The organism is Pseudomonas caspiana (assembly GCF_002158995.1).
Classification (GTDB): domain Bacteria; phylum Pseudomonadota; class Gammaproteobacteria; order Pseudomonadales; family Pseudomonadaceae; genus Aquipseudomonas; species Aquipseudomonas caspiana.
The window spans coordinates 175414-198664 of record NZ_LOHF01000003.1 but is presented as its reverse complement, the minus strand read 5'-3'; the positions used below and the strand labels follow the sequence as shown (position 1 = coordinate 198664).

Here is a 23251-nt window from a genome sequence, read left to right as displayed (position 1 = left end):
AAGGATTTCAGAATCATGCATTCTGCAAGGATGCGCTATTTATTACAGGCGTTCTGCATGAGTCGGGATTTTGTGGCACATCAAAGAGTTGCGTAACGTTTTTGAAGTACGGCAATCAATGGCTGTTACTGATTAATGCTTTCTATATAAAAGCTTTTCCTGGTCTGCGGTGATGTTGTTCCGTAGCAAACCAATGGTCTGTAGGGCTGCCGAAGGCTGCGATGTCAGTGTGTCGGAGTAAATGCTTCGCAGCGTTCGGCAGCTGCTACAGACTATTCAAATGCACATCTTTTATTAACCGGGCAATGGTTGGAAAGGTCAGGACGGACCGAGCAGTGCCGGATTTTTGTCAGGGGCAGACGTGCACACCGCGATAGTTCGCATATAGTGTTCACACGCTTGTTATTTCCACTCTTCAAGAGGTCACCGCCCAATGTTCTTGAATCGCCCCCTGGAAGAAAAAGACATTCCCTTCGTGTGCGCTCTGCCACAAAATGTCGATGAGCTGTTTTACATGTTTCCCCGTGCTACCTGGCCGCTGACCCCGCCCCAATTGCTGGACGCCTTGCATAACCATTCTGACTCGACCGTAATCGAGATGAACGGTGAGGTTGTCGGCTATGCCAATTTCTCCCGCAGTGACTTTCGCGGACGTTGCTCACTGGGCAACGTGATTATTTCTCCGAAGGCCCGTTCTCGTGGGGTAGGGCGCTATCTGATCGGCTGCATGATGGACCTGGCTTTCGATAAGCATGAGGCTAGCGAAATGACAGCATCGTGCTACAACCATAATGTGCCTGGGCTGTTGTTTTATCCGAAGCTGGGATTTCGGCCCTATGCCATTGACGAGCGTCGGGATAAACAGGGCGGACGAGTGGCATTGATTCACTTTCGGTTGCCACGCAACGACGGGTGATGACTGACGCTGACCGTCGGTCTTCACAGGCGACTGACGGTCGGTATTAGCGAGTTAGCAGTTTATTGATACATGTCATGTAAACAGATGTTCGATATTGCTAAGTGAAACGTTTCTTCTGGTTGTTTATATAAACGGGTGTTTTTCAAACTTTAAAAGGGCGCGGAAATCTTCATTGCTTCAATTCGGGGCGAGGCGTATAAGGAGATAGGCCCTCAATTAAATGACGGCATTTGTCTGGCGACAATGAAAACAAAACTGGCATCGTTATCGGTAAGTCCGTCGTGGCAGGATTTAGCCACGTACGAAGCGAATAAGGAGAAGGATATGATCGCGTACAGGCTTTCCACGCTCGAACTACGAAGTATCGTCGAGAGTGCTTTTTTACCCATGCGCTGCACCTGCAGCGTGTCACAGGATTCGTGCATGACGGTGCAGATAGTCGATCCTCATTCTGATCGCGTTGAGCTACTGGTTACGGGCATTTCACTCGACCGCCTGAATACCCCGCGGGAGATATCCGAGCTGGTAGCTGAGTTGCGCTACGACCTTGCGCATACTCGTCATCATCACGGCAAGGGTCGCATTGCCGTCTGAGCATGCTGAATACTGCACGCGGATGAGCCGCCTTTCATGACTTTTACTGAGGCATGGAGGGCGGCTTTCGTTTGAGCGGAGCAATGTGTTTCTGGTCTTGCTTGCGTAAGAAGTAAAAATTTACGCGACGTTGTTCCAGCCAATGTTTTTCAAGATGTTTAAAAAGTTACCCTGATGGTTATATCGATATGCGTCCTGGCTACAAGCATGCCTGTCTTTAAGTTGTACGATAACTTAGTGGATGGAACGGCGATGTTCGTTTTCGAATAATAATTTGAAAGGTTCTTCGCTATCGCTGTTCATATCGGTGTGGTCACGTATCGGGCCCGCTTCAATCCTCCCCTCAAGTGCGACTCGAATAGCTGTCGATTTGAGCAGATAGTCCGGCACCTCACCTAGAATCGTTAACTCTCTCAAGGTCTGGCCGTTCTGGTTGACGGTGGTCAATCTGACCCGACAGGTCGCTTGCATCGGGACAGGGCCAAACAAGGTGTCGCGGGAATAGTCGATCTCGGCAATGCCCGAGCGATTGTTTTTATCAACGTTCATGTCTACGACCTCAGCATCCATTGGCTTTTGCATGTCTCTTAGGCCATTGATACCCGATCAGAAAGATTAGTTCGGCGCAGGGAGATAAACGGTTCTATCCGTTCATCGGGTATCGCTGATCTCTGGCCTCGCTTTGACCCGCTTGCAAACCCTGCCGTCGTCAAGATGATGGCGTGACCTTTACGACCATTGCATTGGGGGCGATTGATATTTAGTTCAGAGTAATTACTCATCGCTTACCGCAAGACTGGCTGTTTAATGCCGTCAAAAAATAATTAGCTTATTAATCAGTGATTTATTATTTCTCATGGTTATTCTGTAGATGTGTTCATAAAATTGACACTCAGTCTGATGTTTGAAACTATTCCTCCCACCTCTACGGCGCTCGTTCGAGCACTCATCTCACGTGTTGGTTTGCAGCTCACTGTCGCAAGTGACTCTCTGCGGTAGCGTTGCCTTTCGTTGATTTATCTATCTCGCCGTCCTCAGGCGCTGACCGTTCCCACTAAAAAAACGAATGATCCTGGCTATTAGCCAAGGGCCTCCATTGTCGCGCCGTCAGGAATCGGCTCAGCGCGCATTGGCCGTGCCCGCCGCTTTCAACTGACTGCCCATGCCCATTTTTCATTGAGCGCGTTCACGCATCGATTCATTAAAGGAGCCTCATCATGCTTGGAGACCATCTGGAAACTACCTGCGGTTGCGTTGTAGCGGGGGCGGGCCCTGCCGGTATGGGGCTGTTGTTCAATGCTTTGAAGAGCGGCACGCTGCCGGATCTGGCGCGGGACGGGTTGATCGTTGTCGATTCCAGCGCCAACCCAGGCACCGGCAGCCTGGGTGACTACCGAATCACGGCCAATTCGGTGGGGGATGTGTTTCTCGATTGCCTGCGTGACCCCGCGTTGCGTGACGTATTTGCGCCGCTGGAGCATTCACCCACCTATTGGCGGATTCGACGCCAGGCTCATAACGCACCGCAATTGTCAGACGTCGGCGAGCTGTTGGCAGAAGCCTCCCGCTTGATGCTGGATTTCATCGTCCAGCGTTATGGCGTCAGGCTCTGGCACAGCACCACGGTCACTGAAGTGGTCAAAGACGGCGATGAGTTTGTGGTCTGGGTCGAGCATCAAGGGCGTACTCGCCGTATCCGGAGCCGGACCCTCGTGTTGAATTTCGGTGGGCGCCAGAACCCCGATTACTTGTGCGAAGGGCTGGCTGAAGAGGGGCTATTGGTGCCTGCCTCTGCCACTATCATGAGTTCCGATCGATTACTGCGCATGAACGCGGTGCAATTGCGTGAAGTATTCGCCAAGGCGCTGGCCGGTTCACAAAGAATTACTGTGGTGGGTGGGTCTCACAGTGCGTTTTCCATGCTGGAAAATCTCGCCGATGCTCTTGAGTTCGCCGGTCTCAAAGAGGTCACGCTGATACATCGCTCTCCTATCCGGTTGTTCTTCGAAAGTGCCGAGCTTGCCTTGGCTGCCGGCTACGCTTTCCACCCGGTGCGTGATGTTTGTCCGGTGTCAGGGCGTGTCAATCGCTCCAGCGGGTTGCGGTATCGGGCCCTTGATGTGGGGCGCGAGGTGCTGGCTCGCGGCTGGATAGGTAAAACCGGGGTTCGGGCCCGGGTCTTTCAGATTAAAGGAGCAACGCAGGGTGATCATGAGCAGGCAGCTCAGGCGCTGATGGAATCGGGCATCGTGGTGCAGTGCACAGGGTACCAGCCACTTTTGCCGGCTCTCAGTTACCCGGACGGCACTGAAATCAACTTGCGTCAGGTAAAGGGCGGAATTGATTCGGACTTGTCAGGCTGTCCTCTGGATGCGTCTGGCCAGCGTCTTCACGGCCTGCATCTGTTCGGGATCGGCGCAGGGCTTGCCGCCGACGAGCGCCTGGGCAGCGAGCCTTCGTTTGACGGGCGGATTTATGGGGTCTGGCAGTTTCATAATGATGCTTCCCGGGCGGTAATCGAGGCGCTCATGGCCCGCCTTCAGGTCCCGACAGAATTGGCCGTCGACAACCGCAGCCTGACCCAGCGTCTGGGGCAGGGCATGCCGTTTCTGTTCCCCGGTCTGGTTGGCGTGGAAGGCTGAACACGCAGCGGTTACCTGTAAAAACCTACCACTTGTAACTCACCGAGCTGACCACACTGCGTTCGTCCCCGTAGCGGCACGAGTTGGCGCAGTAGATATAGCGCTCGTTACTGAGGTTCTGTGCCCGGACGCTAACTAGCCAGTTGGCGTCGACTTCGTAGCTGACCCTGGCGTCAAACAGGGTATAGGCCGGGATTTTTCGGTCGCTGACGCTGGGCGTGGTGTGCGTCGTGCCGTTGTAGCGGGCTCCGGAACCGACGCTGACTTTGGGCAGGCCGAGCGCGGCAAGCCGGTAGTCGAGCCAGAGTGCAGCGCTGTGATACGGCGTGCCTTCGATGCGCGAGCCTTCAAGACTTTTGTCGTTATCGGCGATGATGTGAGCGTCGGTGTAGGCATAGGATGCGTTCAGCGCCAGCATCGGGGTCAGTTGCGCCTTGGCTTCAAGCTCAAAGCCTTTGCTGCGTTCCTTGCCGGTTTGCTCGTCGAAGTCAGAGCCGGGAATAGAAGTGATGACGTTTTTTTGCGTCAACTGATAGACCGCTGCGCTGATCATCATTTCGCGTCCGGGCGGCTGGTAGCGAATGCCTATTTCATATTGCTCGCCTTCAGTGGGCAGGAAGGCCTTGCCGTCGCTGTCGGTTCCAGCCGAAGGTAAAAAGGACTGGCTGTAGCTGATGTAAGGTGCCAGCCCGTTATTGGCCAGGTAGACGAAGCCGATACGGCCTGTGGTTTTGTTGTCACGAACCTTGGCTTGGGAGTCGTCGCTGTAGTTGCGAGTGTTGTTTTCGGCCCAGTCCTGACGGAGTCCGAACAGCGCAACCCAATGCTCGTCGAACTTGGCCTGTTCTTGCAGGTAAACGCCGAATTGTTCGCTGTGCAGATCCGAACCTCGGTCCGTAGCGGTGTTGACCTGTGGCAGGTTGCCGTAAACCGGATTGGCCAGATTCAACGCCGGTGCGGCACCACTGAAGCGATGGCTGTCGTAGGTTTTGCGGTATAAATCCACGCCGCCCAAAAGCGTGTGCTGCCAGCGACCGCTGTCGATATTCCACTGCACGCTGGTGTCACTGGTCCAGCCGGTGGATACGTCTTCGCGAGAGTTATAGGTGCGCGACAGGCTCGACAGATTCGGCCCGGTAATGCGGCTGCTGTTGAGGGTGATGTAGTCGTAATCGGCGCGGGATTCGTAATAGCGCAGGGCATGGCGCAATTGCAGGTCGTTGCTCAGCCGCCGCTCGAACAGATAGCCAAAGGTTTGCAAGGTGCCGTCGTAATCATCGTAGTCGGGCTCGCCCGGGAACAGGTCGTACGGCACCTTGTAGCCCGGCGTGGCGCTGAAGGTAGTCAGGTTGTACTGGATCGGCGGCGTTAGAGTCGTTTGCGTGCGCTGATGCGTGGCGAGCAGTGTCAGCCGAGTGTCGTCATCCAGTTGCCAGGTCAACGCCGGGGCGATGTATTGCTTGTCGTCGTCAATCTCGTCGAACTGGGTGCCGCTGTCTCGCCACAGTCCGGTCAGGCGGTAGCTGAAACGACCTTCGTCATCGAGCTTGCCGCTGTGATCGGTTGAGATCTGCTTGCGATTGTTGTTGCCATATTCGACGTTTATTTCGTGTAACGGCTCCAGCGTTGGTCGTTTGCTGGTGGTGTTCACCATGCCGCCAGGTGCCAGCTGGCCATACAGTACCGACGAGGCTCCCTTGAGCACTTCTACGCGCTCCAGCCCGTAAGGTTCCTGGCCGCCTTCGAACTGAGTGCTTTGCATCTTCATGCCATCGCGCAGCACGCCACCGGTGCGGGGACCAATGTCGAAGCCGCGCAAACGATAGTCATCGGCCACCCGGCTGTAGCCGTTGGGCTGGCTGACCAGACCTGCGGTGTAGTTGAGCACGTCGGCCAGGCTGTCGTGCTGACGCGACGTCAGTTCTTCGCGCGTGATGACCGAGATGGATTGAGGCGTTTCTCGCAACGACGTATCGGTCTTGCTCGCCGTGGCGCTGTGGGTTGCCACTTTGCTATGAGCCGGACCCCATGCGTCCTGGCCGTAACTTTGACCATTGATGTCGATGTCCGCCAGTTCCACTGCCTGACTGGCAACTACCGGCTCGATGCTGAAGGTGCCGCTGGCGGTGGTGTGCAGCCGCAAAGGTAAACCTTGCAGGACCTGGCTCAGTGCTTGTTCAGCACTTAAGCGGCCGTTGAGTGCGGGCGCGCGCAGGTCGCGAGTCAGTTGGGCACTGAACGCGATGCCGCGCCCGCTCTGTCGGGCGATTGCCGTCAAACTGACATCCAGCGGGCCAGCAGGCACGGAGAAATCCATCAGTTGCTGTTGTGCTGCCGGGGTTTGCGCAGGTGCAGCCACACTGTGCAAGGCTGTCAGGCTCAGGGCTAGCGTCAAAGGCGTCAGGGTCAAGCGAAGTGGGCGGTGCATGACAGCAATTTCCCTCAGGGATAGTCGATGTCAGCTATGTGACGCGAGCAGGGCCGATATTAAGGGGGCGCACAAAATATTTTTCAGCGCAGACTTAATTGCGTCCACCAGTTGAAGTGTGTCTCGACCTTGATCGGCAAGACTTCTTGCAGCGAGCGCAGCGCCTGATCGCTGTCGTCCAGCGGGAACACACCGCTGACCCGCAATGCACGAGCCTGGGGGCTGATGCGCAAAATGCCGCGACGGTAGGGGCGCAACGCTTCGACGATGTCGCCAAGGGACTGATCACGAACTTCCAGCAGGCCGTCTTCCCAGACGCCTTCGCCTGCCTGCCGAGGATCGAGCGGCCGTAGCCCTGACTCGCCAAGTTGCGCGCCCTGACCCGAGGTCAGCTCCAGGCGCGCACCTGCGGGGTCGGTGAGTTGTACGCGCGATTCCTGAACCCATACCTGCACGCCCTGTTCGCGAAGCGTGACCGTGAAGCGGGTACCCAGTGCGCGGATTTCTCCAAATCGGGTCTGTACTATCAGCGGGCGCAAAGGGTCGGCGGCCACCTGAATGCTCAATGCGCCTTCACGCAGGATCAGCCTGCGCTCGCGGACGCTCATGGCCAGGTCGACGCGGCTTTGAGCGTTAAGCACCACGCGGCTACCGTCCTCCAGCACGAACGGACGGCGCTCGGCAAAGCCGCTCTGCAGATCGCTGCTTATAGCGGGCAGCAGTCCGGCGCGTTGCAGCCACCAGCCACCCAGCCCTACACCTGCTACACCCAGAGCCCCGCGTAACAAGTGTCGGCGACTGCTGCCAGCATTGCTCAGTACCTGATGGGATACTTGCGGCAGATCGTTGAGTAGTGAGCCCAATCGCCGCGCCAGCTTTTGCCAGGCGTCACGGTTTTCCTCACTGCTGCGTAACCATTCCTCAAAGTGTTGCTGATCTGCCGTGCTCATCTGTCCCGAGCGTTGCAGTGCGAGCCATTCAATGGCCTGTTTTACCGCGGGCGGCAAGTGGCTGCTGGTCATCGACTTTCCAGCGCCAGGTAACAGAGGCTCAGCGCTTTGACGATGTATTGATGAACCCGTGGTGCCGAAATACCCAGGCGCTGGCCGATTTCGGCGTAGGTCAGGTTGTCCAGCTGGCTATACAAAAAAGCGCTGCGCCCGATCGGCGACAGGCCATCCAGAATCCGGTCAAGTGCGCTGAGCGCTTGCAGCGCCTGAGCCTGTTCTTCGGCGGACGGCTCATGAGCCAATGGTTGCTGAGCCAGAACTTCCAGATAGGCGCGCTCCAGATCCCGGCGGCGCCAACTGGCAAAAATCAGCCGCTTGGCAATCGTCGTCAGAAGGGCCCGCGGCTCGTTGATGCCCGATGGGTCGGGGAGGGCCACAACCTGCGCGAAGGTTTCCGACGCCATATCATCCGCGTCATGGCGACAGCCCAGGCGTGCGTGCAAGCGGGTTAACAGCCAGCTGTGATGATCACCGAACAATTGGCGCAGGACACGGTTGCGCGCGGTCAATTGCTGAGCGTTAAGGGGAGTGGAAGACATGATTTGATAGTGCTAATGAAAATTATTATCAAATAATGACGATTAGCTAATCCTAATGCAACCACGCGCATTTCTCTCCATCCTGCTCAGCATGTTGAGGGTCGCCGTAACATCTTCTACGCTCACTGTTTAACCGTGCTTTGAGTGCGTTGGAGCGGGCAGATTCTCTGCGTTCCATAGCGTCTCGGGAGGTCGATATCAATGCGTATCTTGATCGTTGGAGCGGGGGCCATCGGCGGGTATTTTGGTGGACGATTACTGGAGGCGGGGCGCGATGTGTCCTTTTTGGTACGGCCAGCCCGGGCCGACGAACTGGAACGTGATGGCCTGATTATCCGCAGCCCTCAAGGCAACATCCTGTACCCGTCGCCGCCCTGCGTGCTGAGTAACATGCTCGACGGTCCCTATGATTTGATCATTCTGAGCTGTAAAGCCTATGACCTGGATTCGGCCATGGACGCGTTTGCGCCGGCGGTCGGCCCCGGCACGGCCATTCTGCCGTTGCTTAACGGCATTGCCCATTTGGCGCGTCTCACGGAGCGGTTCGACAGCGTCAATGTGTTGGGCGGTCAGTGCCTGATTTCTGTGGATCGCAGTACCCTGGGCACTATCTTGCATCTCAATGACAGGCATCAGTTGTCGTTTGGCGAGCTTGATGGCGCATCAACTCCGCGCATCCTGCGGGTTGCCGAAGCCTTGGCAGAGGCGGGCTTCGAGGCCAATCTCAGTCAGCACATTGTTCAGGATATGTGGGACAAGTGGTGTTTCATCGCGACCCTTGCCGGGATCACGGGCGCCATGCGCGCCAGCCTGGGGGATGTTCTTGAAGCGCAAGGCCTGCCACTGGTGGTGAAACTGTTCGCAGAGTGTTGCGCCATCGCTGACGCGCAGGGCCATCCGTTGCATGAAACGGTTCGTCAGCGTTACCTGAGCATGCTGACGGCTTCAGGGTCGAAGCTGAGCGCGTCGATGTTGCGCGACATGGAGCGCGGCGCATCGATAGAAGTGGAGCATGTTTTGGGTGATTTGCTGGTACGTCGGGAGGCCCTAGGCCTGGAGCCGTCGTTATCTGTTCTGGGTTTTGCCTATACGCATTTGAAGGCTTACGAAGTACGCCGTCTGCGTGAGCAGGCATAGCGGTTGAACTGGAAGTGGCGAATCTTCGCCAATGAGTCTTTGCAGTCAGAGAGGTGTTCCATGCCGGTCAAGCACGATTTGTACGCAGATCTGAAGCTCACTCGGGAGCAAGTCGCCGAGCGCCGTAATACGGATAAAAAGCTCAATCACTTGCTCGACGATTACGCTCGGATTGATAGCGAGGTTCTGGACGCAGAGTCTGGTCCAGCGGGGGGAATTGGTGATGATCAGTTAAAGAAACTGAAGGAGAAGAGGTTGCTGATCAAGGACAGCATTGTTCAGCGTGTAGAGTCCCCAGAGTGAGAACGAGTCGCCTGTATCGTCCGGACGTGGTCTGGGCCGCATCCGGACGGTACAGGCGATGCAAATCTCGACTAACCCAGCCCGGAAGACATGTCCACCGTCGAACCCTGCTGAGCTGTGCCGGCAGGCTGCGCCGACTTCACCTCATCGACTACGCCCTTCGCTTCCTGCGCAACTTTTTCATAACCTTCGCTCGCGGTCTGTTTGACTTTCTCGGTCAAGGTATCGCTGGCCTGGCCCATCATCTGGTTCTCCCGCTCGGTCGCTGGCAATGCCGCACCCAGGGCCGCGCCTAATGCAATGCCGATCGCCGCCAGTGCCAATGGCTGCTCGCGCAGCATAGAGGTCAGGCTGGATTGCACGTTTCGGGTTTGCTCATGCAGAGAATCACGAGCGTCATGGCTGCCCTTGTTCAAGCGCTCTCCCGTGACCGAGAGTTTTTCACTGACCTCGTCTGACACCTTCCCGGCTTTTTCCTTCATGCGATGCGCAGTCTCTTCGATTCTGGATTTGGCACTGTCGAAGGTGTCCGTCACGCTGTGGGCCATGTCACCAATGCGCTCACCCAGATTGCCGAGGCTGGATGGCCCGTTGGGGGAGGCGCTGCGGTTCTGTCCCATCATCAGCCATAACAGCCCGACCGAAGTAAGCACTGTTGGCAGAGGATTGGTTTTAACCGTATTGCCTAGATTGCTGAAAAACTCGCCGCCGGTGCCTTTGCCATAGCTCAGTGCCTGGTCAAGCAACTGTCCTGGGGAAAACTTGCCTTCCAGTGCGTCAACGATATTACCGATGCTCGAGCGTTGCGCGTCGATCTCCCGCTCAAGCGTTTCCGGGCTTTTGTGCGAATCACTGTCAAAGCTTTCCGGGGTGTCGAATGTGCTGTCGATACTCATGAGACTTTCCTCTGGATGGCGTCCTTGTCTTTTTGCAGGGAGCTGACGGTGCGCTCAGGTGTCAGGTTTGACGCGTCGAATTGCTTCTTGCCGGACTGGATCATGATGAAGCCGATGGCCATGGCGACGACCCCGACGATCAACGCGGCAAGCCATGGCTGCATGAGGTTGGCCAACGCGTAAACCGCCGCCAGCAGCACGATGACCAGCCCGGCCAGCATGACCACTGCGCCGCCGCTGACGGCCGCAACGCCCGCTTTTGCGGCGTTGATCGACTCTCTGACTTCCGCTTTGGCTAACGCCAGCTCTTTGCTGAGCAGGGCCGGAACTTCATGTGCCAACTGGCGGATCAAGCCCAGCGCCGAGGTATCGCCTTCAGGAGGTGTATTGGGAGAAGTGGTCATTGCACACCTCCTCGTGACAGCCCTTCTTTATTCCGGGCAGCCTCGGTCAGATCGTCATCGGATATACCTCCATTCGGCCCGTCCGCAATTGCGGCCCCCGACGCAGCATCAGGCGTAGCGCTTCGGTCGACAACGCCGGGCCTGCCACTGTGATAGACATCACCCATGTGGGCATGGGCAACGGGAGGCACATGATCTGCTTCGACAATCGGGCTCGACTCTGTCTGATAATCGCTGCCCAATTCATCGTTTGGCCTTACGGGCCTCGTGTCGGGCGGCTCTGTGCCGAACGCCTCGGTAGGGGACTGGCCCGAATTGGAAGCCTTGAGAAAGCGCGACAAACCAAAGCCTAATGCCACGCTGCCGGTGACAAACAGCGCCGGATTATCCCGAGCCAGTTTGCCTGCCTGTTGCAGCAGTTCATCGATGCTTTTACCGCGCAGATTACCGGCCAGCGTAGTCATGTTCTGAGCAAGGTCGGTCACGTAGTGAGAAAGCCCCAACGTGTCACCATCCTGCATCTGCTCGGCGGCAGACTGAGCGGAGTGGGCCAGGTTTTCGATCTGATCGACGGCCGTGTCGCGATATTGCTCAAACTGAGCTGAGCCATGCTCCTTGGCGCTGTTGATCGCTGCGACTGCGTCTTCTTGCAGATGGTGCAGGTGATCCTGCGGCGGGTCATTATTCTGGTTTGTGGTGCCGGTCGGGTTTTGCGACGTTGTGTCCATTGTTATTCACCGTTTTGCTGTTCATGAAAATGAAGAGCGTGCTTGGCTCACAACTGACTACGGGCTTTGCATCGATCCTTGTGTTCATGGGGTTGAGTGAGGATTTTCAGCAGGAGTTCTAGGTGGCGGACAAGTGGTCGTAAGCGGCTAATAGCCACATATTGAGCGCCGTGGAGGCTTGTGAAGACTGGAGGCTATAAACGAAGGGGCATAAAAAACGGCGTCCGAAGACGCCGTGGCCGACCTGCCTGATATGAAGCAACCCGGTTTGAATAGGGGGAACGATCAGGTCATTGTGGGTCTTGGTTCGGGGCAAGTTCTGCCTGGATGCGTTTGTAGATTTCTTCACGATGCACAGAAACATTTTTTGGTGCGTTGATGCCCAGGCGTACCTGAAGGCCCTGAACGCCCAGAATCGTGACGGTAATCTCGTCACCAATGTTTATGCTTTCGCCTACTTTGCGGGTGAGTATCAACATAATCGTTTCCTTGATGGCCTCTCAGCAGGAGGCTGGCGTTTGCCTTTGCGTGGTAATAGTTGCCGAGTACATCCAAATGCGTCCATCAATATGACGTTACAGGTGTGAATTTAATTCCCTCGGTACATTTTTCTGTCATCAAGGCCGGTTACCGACCCGATGAGCGCGCCAATTCTGCCTGTTTTTGTTAGCAAAAGCCCGTATTTAGCTGCGCGGCTGGACACCTTTCTGTTCAGAGCGTGAAGCGTGTACCTGAGCGGCAGCATTTTCCCGCAACACATCAAGGTATACGACGGCATATCCCCGATTGAATATCAGCGTAGGCGTAACTTCAGAGATACGCTGGAATCTTCGGAAAGTATTGATGGAAATCGCTACAGGGTGCGTAGGAATACGGTGTTGGTGGGGTCAGATAGGTATGAGCTTGACGGGGAGATTTGCGTCGGGCGACACGATTGAGCTTTACGAGAGTAAACGTGGGTCAAGCGGGGAAGGGGCGTTGCGGCAGTTCAAGAGGTTTGGCGTGTACGCCGTAGGACCGATTGTTGAAGGCCGGCGAAGTGAGCCGGCCCACAACAGAAGTGCTAGATCAAATCACCATCGACAACAACATGATGAAGATCAAACCGACCACCGACAGAATGGTTTCCATCACCGTCCAGGTCTTGAACGTCTCGGCCACAGTCATATTGAAATACTGCTTCACCAGCCAGAAACCGGCATCGTTCACGTGGGACAGAATCAACGACCCGGCACCCGTGGCCAACACCAGCAACTCACGGTTAACGCCCGGGATCAGACCAATCACTGGTGCCACAATGCCCGCACCGGTAATGGTAGCCACCGTCGCCGAGCCCGTCGCAATACGAATCACCGCCGCTACCAGCCAGGCCAGCATGATCGGGTTGATCTGCGCCTGCACCGCCATGTGGCCGATCAAGTCGCCCACACCGCTTGCGACCAGCATTTGCTTGAAGCCACCGCCTGCACCCACGATCAGTACGATAGCAGCCACTGGCGTCAGGCTCTGATCCAGCAACTTCATGATTTTCGTGCGATCAAAACCACGAGCGGTACCGAAGGTGTAAAACGCCAACAGCAACGCCGCGAGCAGGGCAGTGATCGGGTGACCGATGAAGTCCATCCAGATGCGGAAAGTATTGCCTTCAGGCAGTACGACATCAGCGAAGGTCTTGAGCAGCATCAGGAACACCGGCAGCAGAATAGTCACCAGCGTGATGCCAAAACTTGGCAGGTTGCTCGCGGTCGACTCTTTGCCAATCTGCTCCATCAACTCCTGCGAAGGGGTGCCCGGTACGTATTTGGAAATCCATTTGCCGTAGATAGGGCCTGCAATAATTGCAGTAGGCAGCGCAACCAACAGACCGTAGAAAATAGTCTTGCCGATGTCAGCACCAAAGATCCCGATGGCCAGCAGTGGGCCCGGGTGTGGCGGAACCAGGCCGTGAACGGCGGACAGACCGGCCAGCAGCGGGATGCCGATCTTGACGATGGACACGCCGGTACGACGAGCAACGATGTAGACCAACGGAATCAGCAGCACGAAGCCGATTTCGAAGAACAATGGGATGCCGACCAGAAAGGCGGCAAACATCATTGCCCAATGCACGCGCTGTTTACCGAACGAGCGGATCAGCGTTTGTGCGATCTGATCGGCACCACCGGAGTCCGCCATCAGTTTGCCGAGCATGGTGCCCAGGCCGAGGATAATGCCGACGAAGCCCAGCACGCCGCCGAAGCCGTCCTGAAATGCTTTCATGACCTTGTCCACCGGCATGCCGGACGTCAGACCAAGGAAGCCTGCGGCAATCGTCAACGCGACGAAGGGGTGAACCTTGAATTTGGTGATCAGCAGGATCAGGCCGATGATCGTAACCACCGCGTCGACCAACAGGTACGTCTCGTGTGTCATACCGAACATGGATGTCTCTCCGGTTATCTTTATTGTTTATGGAGCTACGGCTAAACGCTGTCGTTCCACTATTTTCAGCACATTTCTATGCAAGACAGCGCTGTCTTTCGCGCTCACGCCTTTAGCTGGCTATGGACGCTTTCCACCAGTTCGCCGCTTGAGTGCTGATGTCGTCGACTGACTGGCCAGCATCAACCACAAGCGTTTTGTCCTCGCCATACGGCGGCTCGAGCGTTGCGAACTGACTGTCGACCAGACTGGCTGGCATGAAGTGACCCGGGCGGTGGGAGCAACGTTCTACCGCCATCTCCTTGGTCAACTCCAGAAATACAAAGCCTAGACCAGGCACAGCTTTACGCAGGCGTTCGCGATAAATGAGTTTGAGGGAGGAGCAGGTCAGGACTGGACGTTCGCCATTGCTCAGGGCTTTGGCCATCTCCTGGCCCAGCGTTTCCAGCCAGCCAGCACGGTCCTCGTCGTTGAGAGGGTGGCCGTCGCTCATCTTCTTGATGTTTGCGGGAGGGTGGAAGGCGTCGCCTTCGATCAAGCGGCCTCCGCTTTTGCCAGCGATTTCAGCACCTACGACACTTTTGCCGCAGCCCGAAACGCCCATGATCACCAAAGCGGAAATAGCAGAGTTCGCAGTTGTCACAGTAGGCCACCTTAGCTGGAGACAGCGCTGTCTTTGTCGGCTAGAACATAAGAACAGCAAGAGCTGGGTCCAGTTCTTGTCATTGTTTTGAATGCATCGGTCATCATCGGACGTTACTCCAAGTCAATAAAATGACTGAAAGCATTGGCAGGGTCGATGAGACAGCGCTACCTTAGAGCCCATTAGATGCCTTTGGCAACCCCTTGCAGATAGCGTGATAACTACTGCGCTCGACAACCCGATGTTAAAAACAGTCGAAAAATGCTCATTTAGAACACCTGGACTTCACTTTTTCGACTGTTTTTGCCTTGTCTTGTCATCGCTCGCTACGTTCTCACGCGGTCTGCCTGCTCATCCTTATGTAGTTGGCAACGCATGACACGCATTGGTTCCCGCTCTACTGGCCGTCCGACCCTCAACGAAGTTGCACGCCAGGCTGGCGTTTCGCCCATTACCGCTTCCCGCGCGTTGCGCGGAGTCAGTACCGTTGCCCCCGAGTCCGTAGAAAGAGTTCGCGCCGCGGCGCTTGCACTGGGCTATGTCGCCAATCCGGCAGCGCGGGCTCTGGCGTCTTCGCAAAGCCAGACCGTCGTGGTGCTGGTGCCGTCGCTGTCGAACCAGTTGTTTATCGAAACGCTGGAAGCGATTCAGAACGTCCTGCGCCCACGAGGTCTGGACGTCGTGATCGGCAATTACCATTACTCTCCGGAAGAAGAAGAGAACCTGCTGCGCAACCACTTGGTAAACAGGCCGCGAGGGTTGCTGCTCACCGGCTTTGATCACACTCCGGCTTTGCGTCAGCTGCTGGTCGCGAGCGGTGTGCCCTGTGTGCACATGATGGAGCTGGATCCCCTGCGCGCGGCTTACTGTGTAGGTTTTTCGCAGGCCCTGGCGGGCGCGGAGGCGGCACGGCATCTTTTGGGGCGCGGCCGTAAACGACTGGCGTACATCGCAGCCCAACTCGACCCGCGTGTCATGCAGCGTGGCGAGGGGTTTCGTCAGGTCCTGGAGGAGCGAGGCCTCTACGATCCGACCTTGCAGGTAATGACGCCGCAGCCTTCGTCAATCGCGCTGGGTGCCGAGTTGTTCATGCAGTTGATGACGGAGCACCCGGATGTAGACGGGGTGTTTTTCTGCAACGATGACCTTGCGCAAGGCGCAGCGCTGGAGGCCTTGCGTCGCGGTATCAGTATTCCGCAGCAAGTGTCTCTGGTGGGTTTCAATGATCTGCCCGGATCGGCGCACATGGTGCCGCGTCTGACCTCTATCGCTACGCCGCGGCAGGAGGTCGGGCAGCGCGCCGCGCAACTGTTGTTGGGCCTGATCGATGGTGTCGCGCAGAAACCCCAGGTGGACCTGGGGTTTGAGCTGGTGGTGCGCGAAAGCTCTTGAGTAGGAGCTGTGTGGCTTATCAGTAGCCGTTGCGCTTGAGGATGTTTTCCATGCTTTCTTTGGCTGGGCGACCGTAGAACTTCAGCAATTCCGAAGTGCGATTGGTGAAGAAACCATCGACGCCGTCCTGGCTGATTTGTTTGAAGTCAACTTCGTCATCTACGGTGTAGGGATGCACAACCATGCCTTTCTCATGAGTTACGTTGTTCATCCACGGCTTGACCAGGTCCATGTAGCTCTGATCGCCACCGTTAGTGAGCTTCGCTGAAGGACCGGTACCGATTGCGCCGTGCGCCTTGGCCCAATCAACCCAGGCGACGAACTCTTCCTGGGTTTTCGGCTTCTGAGCGCCATAGTAAGTGGCTTTGTCTTTAGCGCCTGAGTCTGCGAAGGTGACATCGGATTCGGGTTCGATAGAGCCTTTGCCAATCCACAGCAACAGTACCTTCGGCACCTGCGGCATTTCTTTCTGCAACAGCACCAGGCTTGGTTTCTCGAAGGTTTGCAGAACCACACGGCCGGGCATTTGCGCGACGTTTACGTAACCTGGGGCAGCGGCGGGGCGGGTGTTGAGCCAGCCGCGCTTGGCGAGCACTTTTTTGAGGTCCGCTTCGATACCGGGAAACTGGCTCGGCGCTTTGGTTTCGATGTACAGGCCTGGCTTGTTCTTGCCGCCTTCAGCGATATCGATCACTTCTTCCAGCGTCAGAATCTGCAGGCCTGTGTAGGCTTCCCGCGCGCGGTCCGGGTGAGCCTTGTTGAACCAGCTGCCCGCATCAAGCTGCTTTACTTCATCCAGAGTGAAGGTGTTCAGCGGGTCTTTGACTCGCTTGGGAAAGACTTGCGCGATGTTGGTCGTGCGCTCCAGGGTGTCATCGTGCAGTGCGATCAATACACCATCCTTGGTGCGCTGAATATCCATTTCCAGATAGTCCGCGCCCAGGTCCCGAGCCACTGTGTACGCAGGGATGGTTTCTTCCGGGGCGTCATAGGAAGCGCCGCGATGGGCAATCACTGCGGGCCACGGCAAGCCGATTTTTGCGCTCAGCGCTTTGCCCGGCGCTTCGGCCGAGATTGCTGGTGCTGAGGCTATCATCAAGCCCGCCAGCATGCTGCCGGTCAGAAGGCTGCTCAAGGGCGTCTTGAGGAGCAGCGTTTTTGAAATTCCTTTCAGCATGGTGTCGATAATCCTTCTTTTTGTGATCATTGGTGATCCGGTCGATCATTGCCTGCAAAACCTGATGCAGAGCTTTAGCAGCCTCTTATTCACCCGGCAAGTGCTGCGTCGTTCTGTGACTGTTGATGTCGTTACCGGAAGCTAGCTGAATGCCGTTATTTCTGTAGGAGCTGACGAGCACCACGAGGCCGCGAAAGCGTCCTGTCTGATCCACCGCCATCGCGGCCTCGCGCTGCTCGTCAGCTCCTACAGGTTCGGTGCGGGTTCTGGATATGCAGGAAGCTGGCGAGCCAGAAAACAATCCCCAGTTGATCAGCCTTTTGTTGCAGCGCAATGAAGTCCGGCGCTGCAAACAAAAATGCCAGTCAGGGTGAGCTGACTGGCATCGGGCATTGCGTCGGTTACTTACAAATCATCAAAGAACCGTTCATGCCAGTCCACCAGCGGCTGTGGCGAGTTGAGCTTCTGGCCGTAGATCACCGAGTAGGACAGGACGTTCTGCACGTACTGACGGGTTTCGTCGAACGGAATGCTTTCTACCCAAACATCAAAGGCCAGGTGATTGGCACCTTTGAGCCACTGCCTGACGCGCCCGGGGCCTGCGTTATAAGCAGCGGAAGCGAGCACCCGATTGCCATTGAATTGGGCGTGGACCTGGCTCAGATAGGCTGCGCCAAGCTGGATATTCTTATCCGGGTCCAGCACTTGCTGCGGTGAAGCCAGCGGGATGCTGAATTTACGCGCAGTTTCCTTGGCGGTGGCAGGCATCAATTGCATCAGACCGCTTGCGCCAACACCCGAGCGGGCATCGTCCATGAAGGCACTTTCCTGCCGTGTGATCGCAAACACCCAGCTTGAGTGCAGGCCGCGAACCTTGGCTTCACGGACCAGCGTATCGCGGTGTGCCATTGGGAAGCGGATATCCAGATCGTCCCAGTACTGCGCCTGGCTGATGGTGCGGATGGCCGGGAAGTACCATTTCAAGTCGTAGGCCAGCTTGGCCTGGGCAACCATTTCATCACGATTGAAGTGTCGGCTGACGTGGTACCACTCGCGGCGGCCGTCGACGATTTGCCCGCGAGCATGGAACTCCAGCGCCCGACGTACACCCGGTGTGTTGCGAACCTTGTTGATCAGCGCCTGGCTGAGCACCAACGGTTTGTTGTTGATCTGATAAGAACTCTGCGTCCGGTCTGCTGCCAGGAAGCCATAGAAGTCACGCTCCTTGGCGACGTCCTTATAGAGGGCCGGGATCAGCGGGCTGTGCGGTTGGGCCAGCTCCAGCGAGCGGGCTTCCCAATAACGCCAGCGATTGGTGTCGGCCAGGTCTTTGGGCAGGCGACGGCTGAGTTCGTAGGCATCTTCCCAGCGACCGAGGCGCAGCAGCAGGCGCAGACGCCATTCGGTGACTGTGTTGTCTCGCAGGTCCGGGTCGTACTTGGTCATGACTTCAAGCGCGCGGCCATCGTAACGGCGTGCCAGAGTCAGGCCGATTTCCTTGGCGATCTGCACTTGCTCCTCATGGGAGAAGTGCATCTTTGCCGAATAACCGTCGAGCATTTCCATGGCTTTCTGCGGGTCTTGCTTGGCCAGGCGGCGCAGGCCCAGGCCCACAACGTCGGACATCGCTTCGTCGACAGGGGAGAACTGCGCCGGATTGTTGAGCATCTCCGGTTTTTTAGCGATTTCCAGCAGCAACTTGCCCTGTGGTGCAAGGCTGTTGAGGCTGTTAACCAGCGTGGTCGCTAAAGGATAGTTGCCGGCCTGTGCGGCGAGCTTGGCTCGCTGCCAGCGTTTCTGTTCCGGGAGTTGCCCGTCAGTGGCCCATTGGGCAAAGAAACCGTCACACGCGGCAGGCAAACTTTTGCCCGTCATCCAGAGCTTTTCAGCGCTGGCGTAACCTTCGGCTTTCTTGCCGTGGCCTAACAGATACTGGCCATACAGGCAGTCGAGCTCCACGAAATTCATCTTCGGATCGTAATACTTGACGAATGTTGCCCAGTCGCCCCGTTCTGCCAGCCAACGCAACCAGCGTAATTTCATCCAGTTGGCTTGTGGCAGGTCGCCGTGCTCAGCGAGGAATTTCTCGATCTCCGGATTACTCGCGGTCTTCAGGCGGGCCGTGAGCTCGTCGTAAGCCAGATATGGCTCGAGAGGATAATCCGCGAGTGCCGCAGCATAGGCCCGATAGGGGCCGGTATCGCCTTTGGCCAAAGCGCTTTTGGCCACATCGTAATACTGACGCTGTTGGTTGAGATCTGCGGCGTAAACAGTTTGAGCCGCAGTAGCAGAGAGGAGCATGCAGGAAAAAAGGCTGAACAAGCGACTGCGCATGAGACTTCCGAGCAGATGAATCGTGAAAAGTGTCGCTAGCTTAGCCTTTTGCCAGCTCCGGTTGAAAGCGTTGCAGACCGAGGGTTTGCAACTGGAAACAAATGAAGACGACTAAAGGCGCGCGGTTGTGCATTCCAGACAGTGCGCCTGTCATTGAAACCCGACATATGGCTTCTATCTCAGGTAGAATGCGCCCCCGGTTTTTGGAGAAGCTCATGACCCTGCTCAAATTCAGCGATGTGTCCCTTGCGTTCGGCGCTATGCCGTTGTTGGACAAGGTATCCTGGCAGATCGCCCGTGGTGAGCGGGTGTGCATCATCGGTCGTAACGGTACTGGCAAGTCCAGCATGTTGAAGCTTGTCAAAGGCGTACAGAAGCCCGATGACGGTGCAGTCTGGCGTGCGCCAGGCCTGAAAATCGGCGAATTGCCCCAGGAATTGCCAGTAGCCGACGACCGGACAGTGTTCGACGTGGTGGCCGAAGGCCTGGACGGTGTGGGCGCCTTGCTGGCCGAGTATCACCATCTTGCGCAGAACTGCGTCACCGAGGAAGACCTGAACAAGCTGATGCACGTTCAGCAAGACCTCGAAGCCCGTGACGGCTGGCGCTTGCAGCAACTCGTTGACAGCACGCTGAGTCGCCTGCAATTGCCAGCCGACAAGACGCTCGCCGAGTTGTCCGGTGGCTGGCGTCGTCGCGTGTTGCTGGCCCAGGCGCTAGTATCCGAGCCGGATCTGCTGCTGCTCGACGAACCAACCAACCACCTGGACATCGGCGCGATTGCCTGGCTGGAAGACGCGCTCAAGGAATTCCAGGGCGCCGTGCTGTTCATCACGCACGACCGTTCTTTCCTGCAAAACCTCGCGACCCGCATCCTTGAACTGGACCGTGGCGGTCTGATCGACTGGAACGGCGACTACGCCAGTTTCCTCGTTCACAAGGAAGCCGTGCTGGCTGCCGAAGAAACCGCCAACGCGTTGTTCGACAAGCGCCTGGCTCAGGAAGAAGTCTGGATCCGTCAGGGCATCAAGGCGCGTCGCACTCGTAACGAAGGCCGTGTGCGTGCCCTCAAGGCATTGCGCGTCGAGCGTGGCGAGCGTCGTGAGCGTACCGGCAAGGCCAATATCCAGCTGGATACGGCCGACAAATCCGGCAAGCAGGTCATGGTTCTGGACAACGTCAGCTTCGCTCACCCGGGCGGCCCGATGCTGATCAAGGACTTCTCCATGGTCCTGCAGCGCGAAGACCGCATCGGTCTGCTGGGTGCCAACGGTACCGGCAAGACCACATTGCTCAAGCTGATGCTCGATAACCTGCAGCCAACCAATGGCTCGGTTGAAGTCGGTACACGTCTGGACGTTGCGTACTTCGACCAGTTGCGTCATCAACTGGATCTGGAAAAAACCGTTATCGATAACGTCGCCGAAGGTCGCGACTTCATCGACATCGATGGCCAGAGTCGTCACGTACTGAGCTACCTGGGCGATTTCCTGTTCAGCCCGCAACGTGCCCGTACACCGGTGAAAGCGTTGTCAGGTGGTGAGCGTGCACGTCTGTTGCTTGCCAAGCTGTTCAGCAAGCCAGCCAACCTGCTGGTCCTCGACGAACCGACCAACGATCTGGACGTGGAAACCCTCGAGCTGCTTGAAGAAGTGCTGTTGACCTTCAAGGGCACCGTACTGATGGTGAGTCACGACCGGGCATTCCTTGACAACGTCGTGACCAGCACCCTGGTATTCGAAGGCGAAGGCAAGGTCCGCGAGTACGTTGGCGGGTATCAGGACTGGCTGCGTCAGGGCGGCTCACCAAAACTGCTCGGTGTCACTGATTCCAAGTCTGGCAAAGCCGAACTGGCCACTGCCGTGGTTGAGGCTGTGCCGGTTGAAGCCAAGGAAATACCGGTGGCGAGTGCCAAGAAAAAACTCAGCTACAAATTGCAGCGTGAGCTTGAGGCGTTGCCAGAGCAGATCGACGAAACCGAAGCACAGATTGCTGCTCTGACTGCCGAAATGGCCGAACCTGGCTTCTACCAGCGTCCTGCCGAGCAAACTGCTGCGGTGCTGGCTCAACTGGAAAACCGTCAGGCCGAACTGGACGGTTTGCTGGAGCGCTGGGCCGAGCTGGACGCCTGATACTCAAGGCAAATAAAAAGCCCGGATCATTGCTCCGGGCTTTTTATTGTGTGGCGCAAGTGGGAAGGCGTTTTCCAAATAACATCCAAGTTATTTGAGTTGCCCCCAAACCTGTAGGGGCTCACCGAGGTTACGAGGCCAGCGATGACGGAGTGCCAGACAAACCGCGATCGCTGGCCTCGTAACCTCGGTGAGCTCCTACAGTCCGATGTTCGTGGCGAAACAGCGCCATGGCACGGACAGAAGATGCGCTCATTAACCCTGCGGTTGGATCACTCTGCTTTTTTCAACCGCACTGCGAGTACATCACAAGGTGCGCCATGCAATACGTCATTGGCGGTTGAGCCGAGCAACAGGGCCAGACCATGGCGACCGTGGCTGCCAACAACGATCAAGTCGCATTTTTCCTTGATCGCCAACTCGTGAATTTCCTGGCGGGGTTGGCCATACACCAAATGAGCCTCACCAATATTAGTATCGGGATATTGAGCCTTCAGCGCGGCAAGCTTCTCTTTCGCTTGATCAAATTGCTGCTGTTGAAGTTGCGAGAGATCCATCGGCACGTCGCCGCCAAAGGCCATGGCCATCGGCTCGACGATATGAACCAGCGACAATTTGGCCCCGTTGCGCTCGGCAATTTCGCGACCGCGGGAAAGGACAGGGTTGCACTCGTCAGTCAGGTCAACGGCGACCAGAACGTGTTCATACTTCATGAGGAAGTCCTCCGTAAGGTTGCGATGCGTTCAGTATGGCTCTTTCAGCCCGATCTGGGCAGGCCATTATCTTCATCAATGGGTTAGCGTATAAAAGGCAGCAAGCAATATGACGTTCTGGATAATTCTGTCAATCGTTGGCGTGATGCTCAGCCCATTGGTCTGGCTGCGGCCGTCCCGTCAGCAGGGCGGCAGAATGGCTCTGCGGATGGAAGCCCGGCGGATGGGGCTGGCGATGCAGCTCTCCGCGCAGGACTGGCCGCACTGGCTCTCCAGGCAACCGCCAAGCCCGTGCGCGCAATACCACCGACCGCGACGCAGCAGCAAACCTTCCGTGTGGGCGTATTGGCAGACAGAGCCCGGTGTTTGGCTCAATCAGTGGCGCGAGCCCTGTGAAGATGCTGGTTTGCTCGTGCACTTCAATACCCTGCCAGCTGATGTGTACAAGGTCGAAGCGGATCAGCAAATGATCACTCTGTGCTGGGGCGAGCAGGGCGAAGCAGAGGTGTTACAGCGTATTGCTGCAGTGCTGAAAGCGTTGGCTTGATGCTCGTCAGCTCAAATTTCAGGCATTAAAAAGCCCGATAACAACATCGGGCTCGGGTTGGCCAGGCAGGCCGGTAATTCTGTAGCGCTTTGCGGTGCAATGCCCAAAGCGTGTGACTCATGCAGTCAGCGAACCCTGAAAGGCTAGTCTCGTGCCGTCGTGCGCTGAATGTAGACTCTTTGCTCTCATTTGTCGCGCTTTCTTGTATTTATTTTCATGCGTGACCCTCTTCGGTGCAAAACCTTCATGGGGGTTGTTCGCTTTCTGCCGATAAACACAGTGAATAGAGCCT

General features: G+C 56.7%; 21 protein-coding genes. 8 read left to right on the top strand and 13 right to left on the bottom strand.

Features of this window, described 5'->3' with window-relative positions:
* Positions 1–433 precede the first annotated feature (433 nt).
* Together AUC60_RS05710 and AUC60_RS05705 are read left to right on the top strand one after the other, a co-directional pair.
* Positions 434–916: a GNAT family N-acetyltransferase gene (locus AUC60_RS05710; RefSeq protein WP_087265123.1), complete on the top strand. Its 483-nt coding sequence runs from the start codon at positions 434–436 to the stop codon at positions 914–916.
* Between the two features lie 327 nt (positions 917–1243).
* Positions 1244–1513 carry a DUF1652 domain-containing protein gene (locus AUC60_RS05705; protein WP_087265122.1) on the top strand — a complete coding sequence of 90 codons (270 nt, stop codon included), beginning with the start codon at positions 1244–1246 and terminating at the stop codon, positions 1511–1513.
* A 234-nt stretch (positions 1514–1747) separates the two neighbouring features.
* Here AUC60_RS05705 and AUC60_RS05700 read toward each other — a convergent pair whose 3' ends face one another.
* Entirely contained in the window at positions 1748–2062 is a 315-nt protein-coding gene (locus AUC60_RS05700; RefSeq protein WP_144443231.1) for a hypothetical protein, read from the bottom strand.
* A gap of 668 nt (positions 2063–2730) precedes the next feature.
* Here AUC60_RS05700 and AUC60_RS05695 point away from each other — a divergent pair.
* On the top strand, positions 2731–4155 hold the full coding sequence (locus AUC60_RS05695; RefSeq protein WP_087265120.1) for a pyridine nucleotide-disulfide oxidoreductase: 1425 nt from the start codon (positions 2731–2733) through the stop codon (positions 4153–4155).
* 25 nt (positions 4156–4180) lie between these two features.
* Here the strand turns inward: AUC60_RS05695 and AUC60_RS05690 are convergent, their stop codons facing one another.
* From AUC60_RS05690 to AUC60_RS05680, 3 genes are all read right to left on the bottom strand, one after another.
* The gene (locus tag AUC60_RS05690) at positions 4181–6583 is read right to left on the bottom strand and encodes a TonB-dependent siderophore receptor (RefSeq protein WP_087265119.1); all 2403 of its coding nucleotides are present in this window, start codon (positions 6581–6583) and stop codon (positions 4181–4183) included.
* An 83-nt stretch (positions 6584–6666) separates the two neighbouring features.
* Complete coding sequence (locus AUC60_RS05685; protein WP_087265118.1) at positions 6667–7605, bottom strand: FecR domain-containing protein; 939 nt, start codon at positions 7603–7605, stop codon at positions 6667–6669.
* The gene (locus tag AUC60_RS05680) at positions 7602–8132 is read right to left on the bottom strand and encodes a sigma-70 family RNA polymerase sigma factor (protein ID WP_087265117.1); all 531 of its coding nucleotides are present in this window, start codon (positions 8130–8132) and stop codon (positions 7602–7604) included. Before AUC60_RS05680 ends, AUC60_RS05685 begins: the two co-directional genes overlap by 4 nt.
* A gap of 201 nt (positions 8133–8333) precedes the next feature.
* Between AUC60_RS05680 and AUC60_RS05675 the strand changes: the two genes are divergently transcribed.
* The gene (locus AUC60_RS05675; protein WP_087265116.1) at positions 8334–9269 is read left to right on the top strand and encodes a ketopantoate reductase family protein; all 936 of its coding nucleotides are present in this window, start codon (positions 8334–8336) and stop codon (positions 9267–9269) included.
* A gap of 60 nt (positions 9270–9329) precedes the next feature.
* Complete coding sequence (locus AUC60_RS05670; protein ID WP_087265115.1) at positions 9330–9572, top strand: DUF465 domain-containing protein; 243 nt, start codon at positions 9330–9332, stop codon at positions 9570–9572.
* Between the two features lie 71 nt (positions 9573–9643).
* Here the strand turns inward: AUC60_RS05670 and AUC60_RS05665 are convergent, their stop codons facing one another.
* From AUC60_RS05665 to AUC60_RS05640, 6 genes are all read right to left on the bottom strand, one after another.
* The gene (locus tag AUC60_RS05665) at positions 9644–10468 is read right to left on the bottom strand and encodes a DUF3618 domain-containing protein (protein WP_087265114.1); all 825 of its coding nucleotides are present in this window, start codon (positions 10466–10468) and stop codon (positions 9644–9646) included.
* On the bottom strand, positions 10465–10872 hold the full coding sequence (locus AUC60_RS05660) for a phage holin family protein (RefSeq protein ID WP_087265113.1): 408 nt from the start codon (positions 10870–10872) through the stop codon (positions 10465–10467). Before AUC60_RS05660 ends, AUC60_RS05665 begins: the two co-directional genes overlap by 4 nt.
* Positions 10869–11600, bottom strand: coding sequence for a hypothetical protein (locus AUC60_RS05655; protein ID WP_087265112.1), 732 nt, complete (start codon positions 11598–11600; stop codon positions 10869–10871). The genes AUC60_RS05660 and AUC60_RS05655 overlap by 4 nt, the downstream gene beginning before the upstream one ends.
* Before the next feature lie 290 nt (positions 11601–11890).
* Complete coding sequence (csrA, locus tag AUC60_RS05650; protein WP_002554157.1) at positions 11891–12079, bottom strand: carbon storage regulator CsrA; 189 nt, start codon at positions 12077–12079, stop codon at positions 11891–11893.
* A gap of 589 nt (positions 12080–12668) precedes the next feature.
* Positions 12669–14021: a GntP family permease gene (locus AUC60_RS05645; protein ID WP_087265111.1), complete on the bottom strand. Its 1353-nt coding sequence runs from the start codon at positions 14019–14021 to the stop codon at positions 12669–12671.
* A 112-nt stretch (positions 14022–14133) separates the two neighbouring features.
* Positions 14134–14625, bottom strand: a complete 492-nt coding sequence (locus AUC60_RS05640) for a gluconokinase (RefSeq protein WP_087265282.1) — start codon at positions 14623–14625, stop codon at positions 14134–14136.
* A gap of 414 nt (positions 14626–15039) precedes the next feature.
* Here AUC60_RS05640 and gntR point away from each other — a divergent pair, with 414 nt between their 5' ends.
* Entirely contained in the window at positions 15040–16056 is a 1017-nt protein-coding gene (gene gntR / locus AUC60_RS05635) for an HTH-type transcriptional regulator GntR (RefSeq protein WP_087265110.1), read from the top strand.
* Positions 16057–16075: 19 nt separating this feature from the next.
* Here gntR and AUC60_RS05630 read toward each other — a convergent pair whose 3' ends face one another.
* Both AUC60_RS05630 and AUC60_RS05625 read right to left on the bottom strand, forming a co-directional pair.
* Positions 16076–17230, bottom strand: coding sequence for a glycerophosphodiester phosphodiesterase (locus AUC60_RS05630; RefSeq protein ID WP_167384323.1), 1155 nt, complete (start codon positions 17228–17230; stop codon positions 16076–16078).
* Between the two features lie 408 nt (positions 17231–17638).
* Positions 17639–19567 (bottom strand): transglycosylase SLT domain-containing protein, encoded by a 1929-nt coding sequence (locus tag AUC60_RS05625; RefSeq protein ID WP_087265108.1) that lies wholly within the window; start codon positions 19565–19567, stop codon positions 17639–17641.
* Between the two features lie 215 nt (positions 19568–19782).
* Between AUC60_RS05625 and AUC60_RS05620 the strand changes: the two genes are divergently transcribed.
* Positions 19783–21699 carry an ATP-binding cassette domain-containing protein gene (locus AUC60_RS05620; RefSeq protein WP_087265107.1) on the top strand — a complete coding sequence of 639 codons (1917 nt, stop codon included), beginning with the start codon at positions 19783–19785 and terminating at the stop codon, positions 21697–21699.
* A gap of 272 nt (positions 21700–21971) precedes the next feature.
* Here the strand turns inward: AUC60_RS05620 and AUC60_RS05615 are convergent, their stop codons facing one another.
* On the bottom strand, positions 21972–22412 hold the full coding sequence (locus tag AUC60_RS05615; protein ID WP_087265106.1) for a universal stress protein: 441 nt from the start codon (positions 22410–22412) through the stop codon (positions 21972–21974).
* 109 nt (positions 22413–22521) lie between these two features.
* Between AUC60_RS05615 and AUC60_RS05610 the strand changes: the two genes are divergently transcribed.
* Positions 22522–22959: a hypothetical protein gene (locus AUC60_RS05610; protein WP_087265105.1), complete on the top strand. Its 438-nt coding sequence runs from the start codon at positions 22522–22524 to the stop codon at positions 22957–22959.
* The last annotated feature ends 292 nt before the right edge of the window (positions 22960–23251 follow it).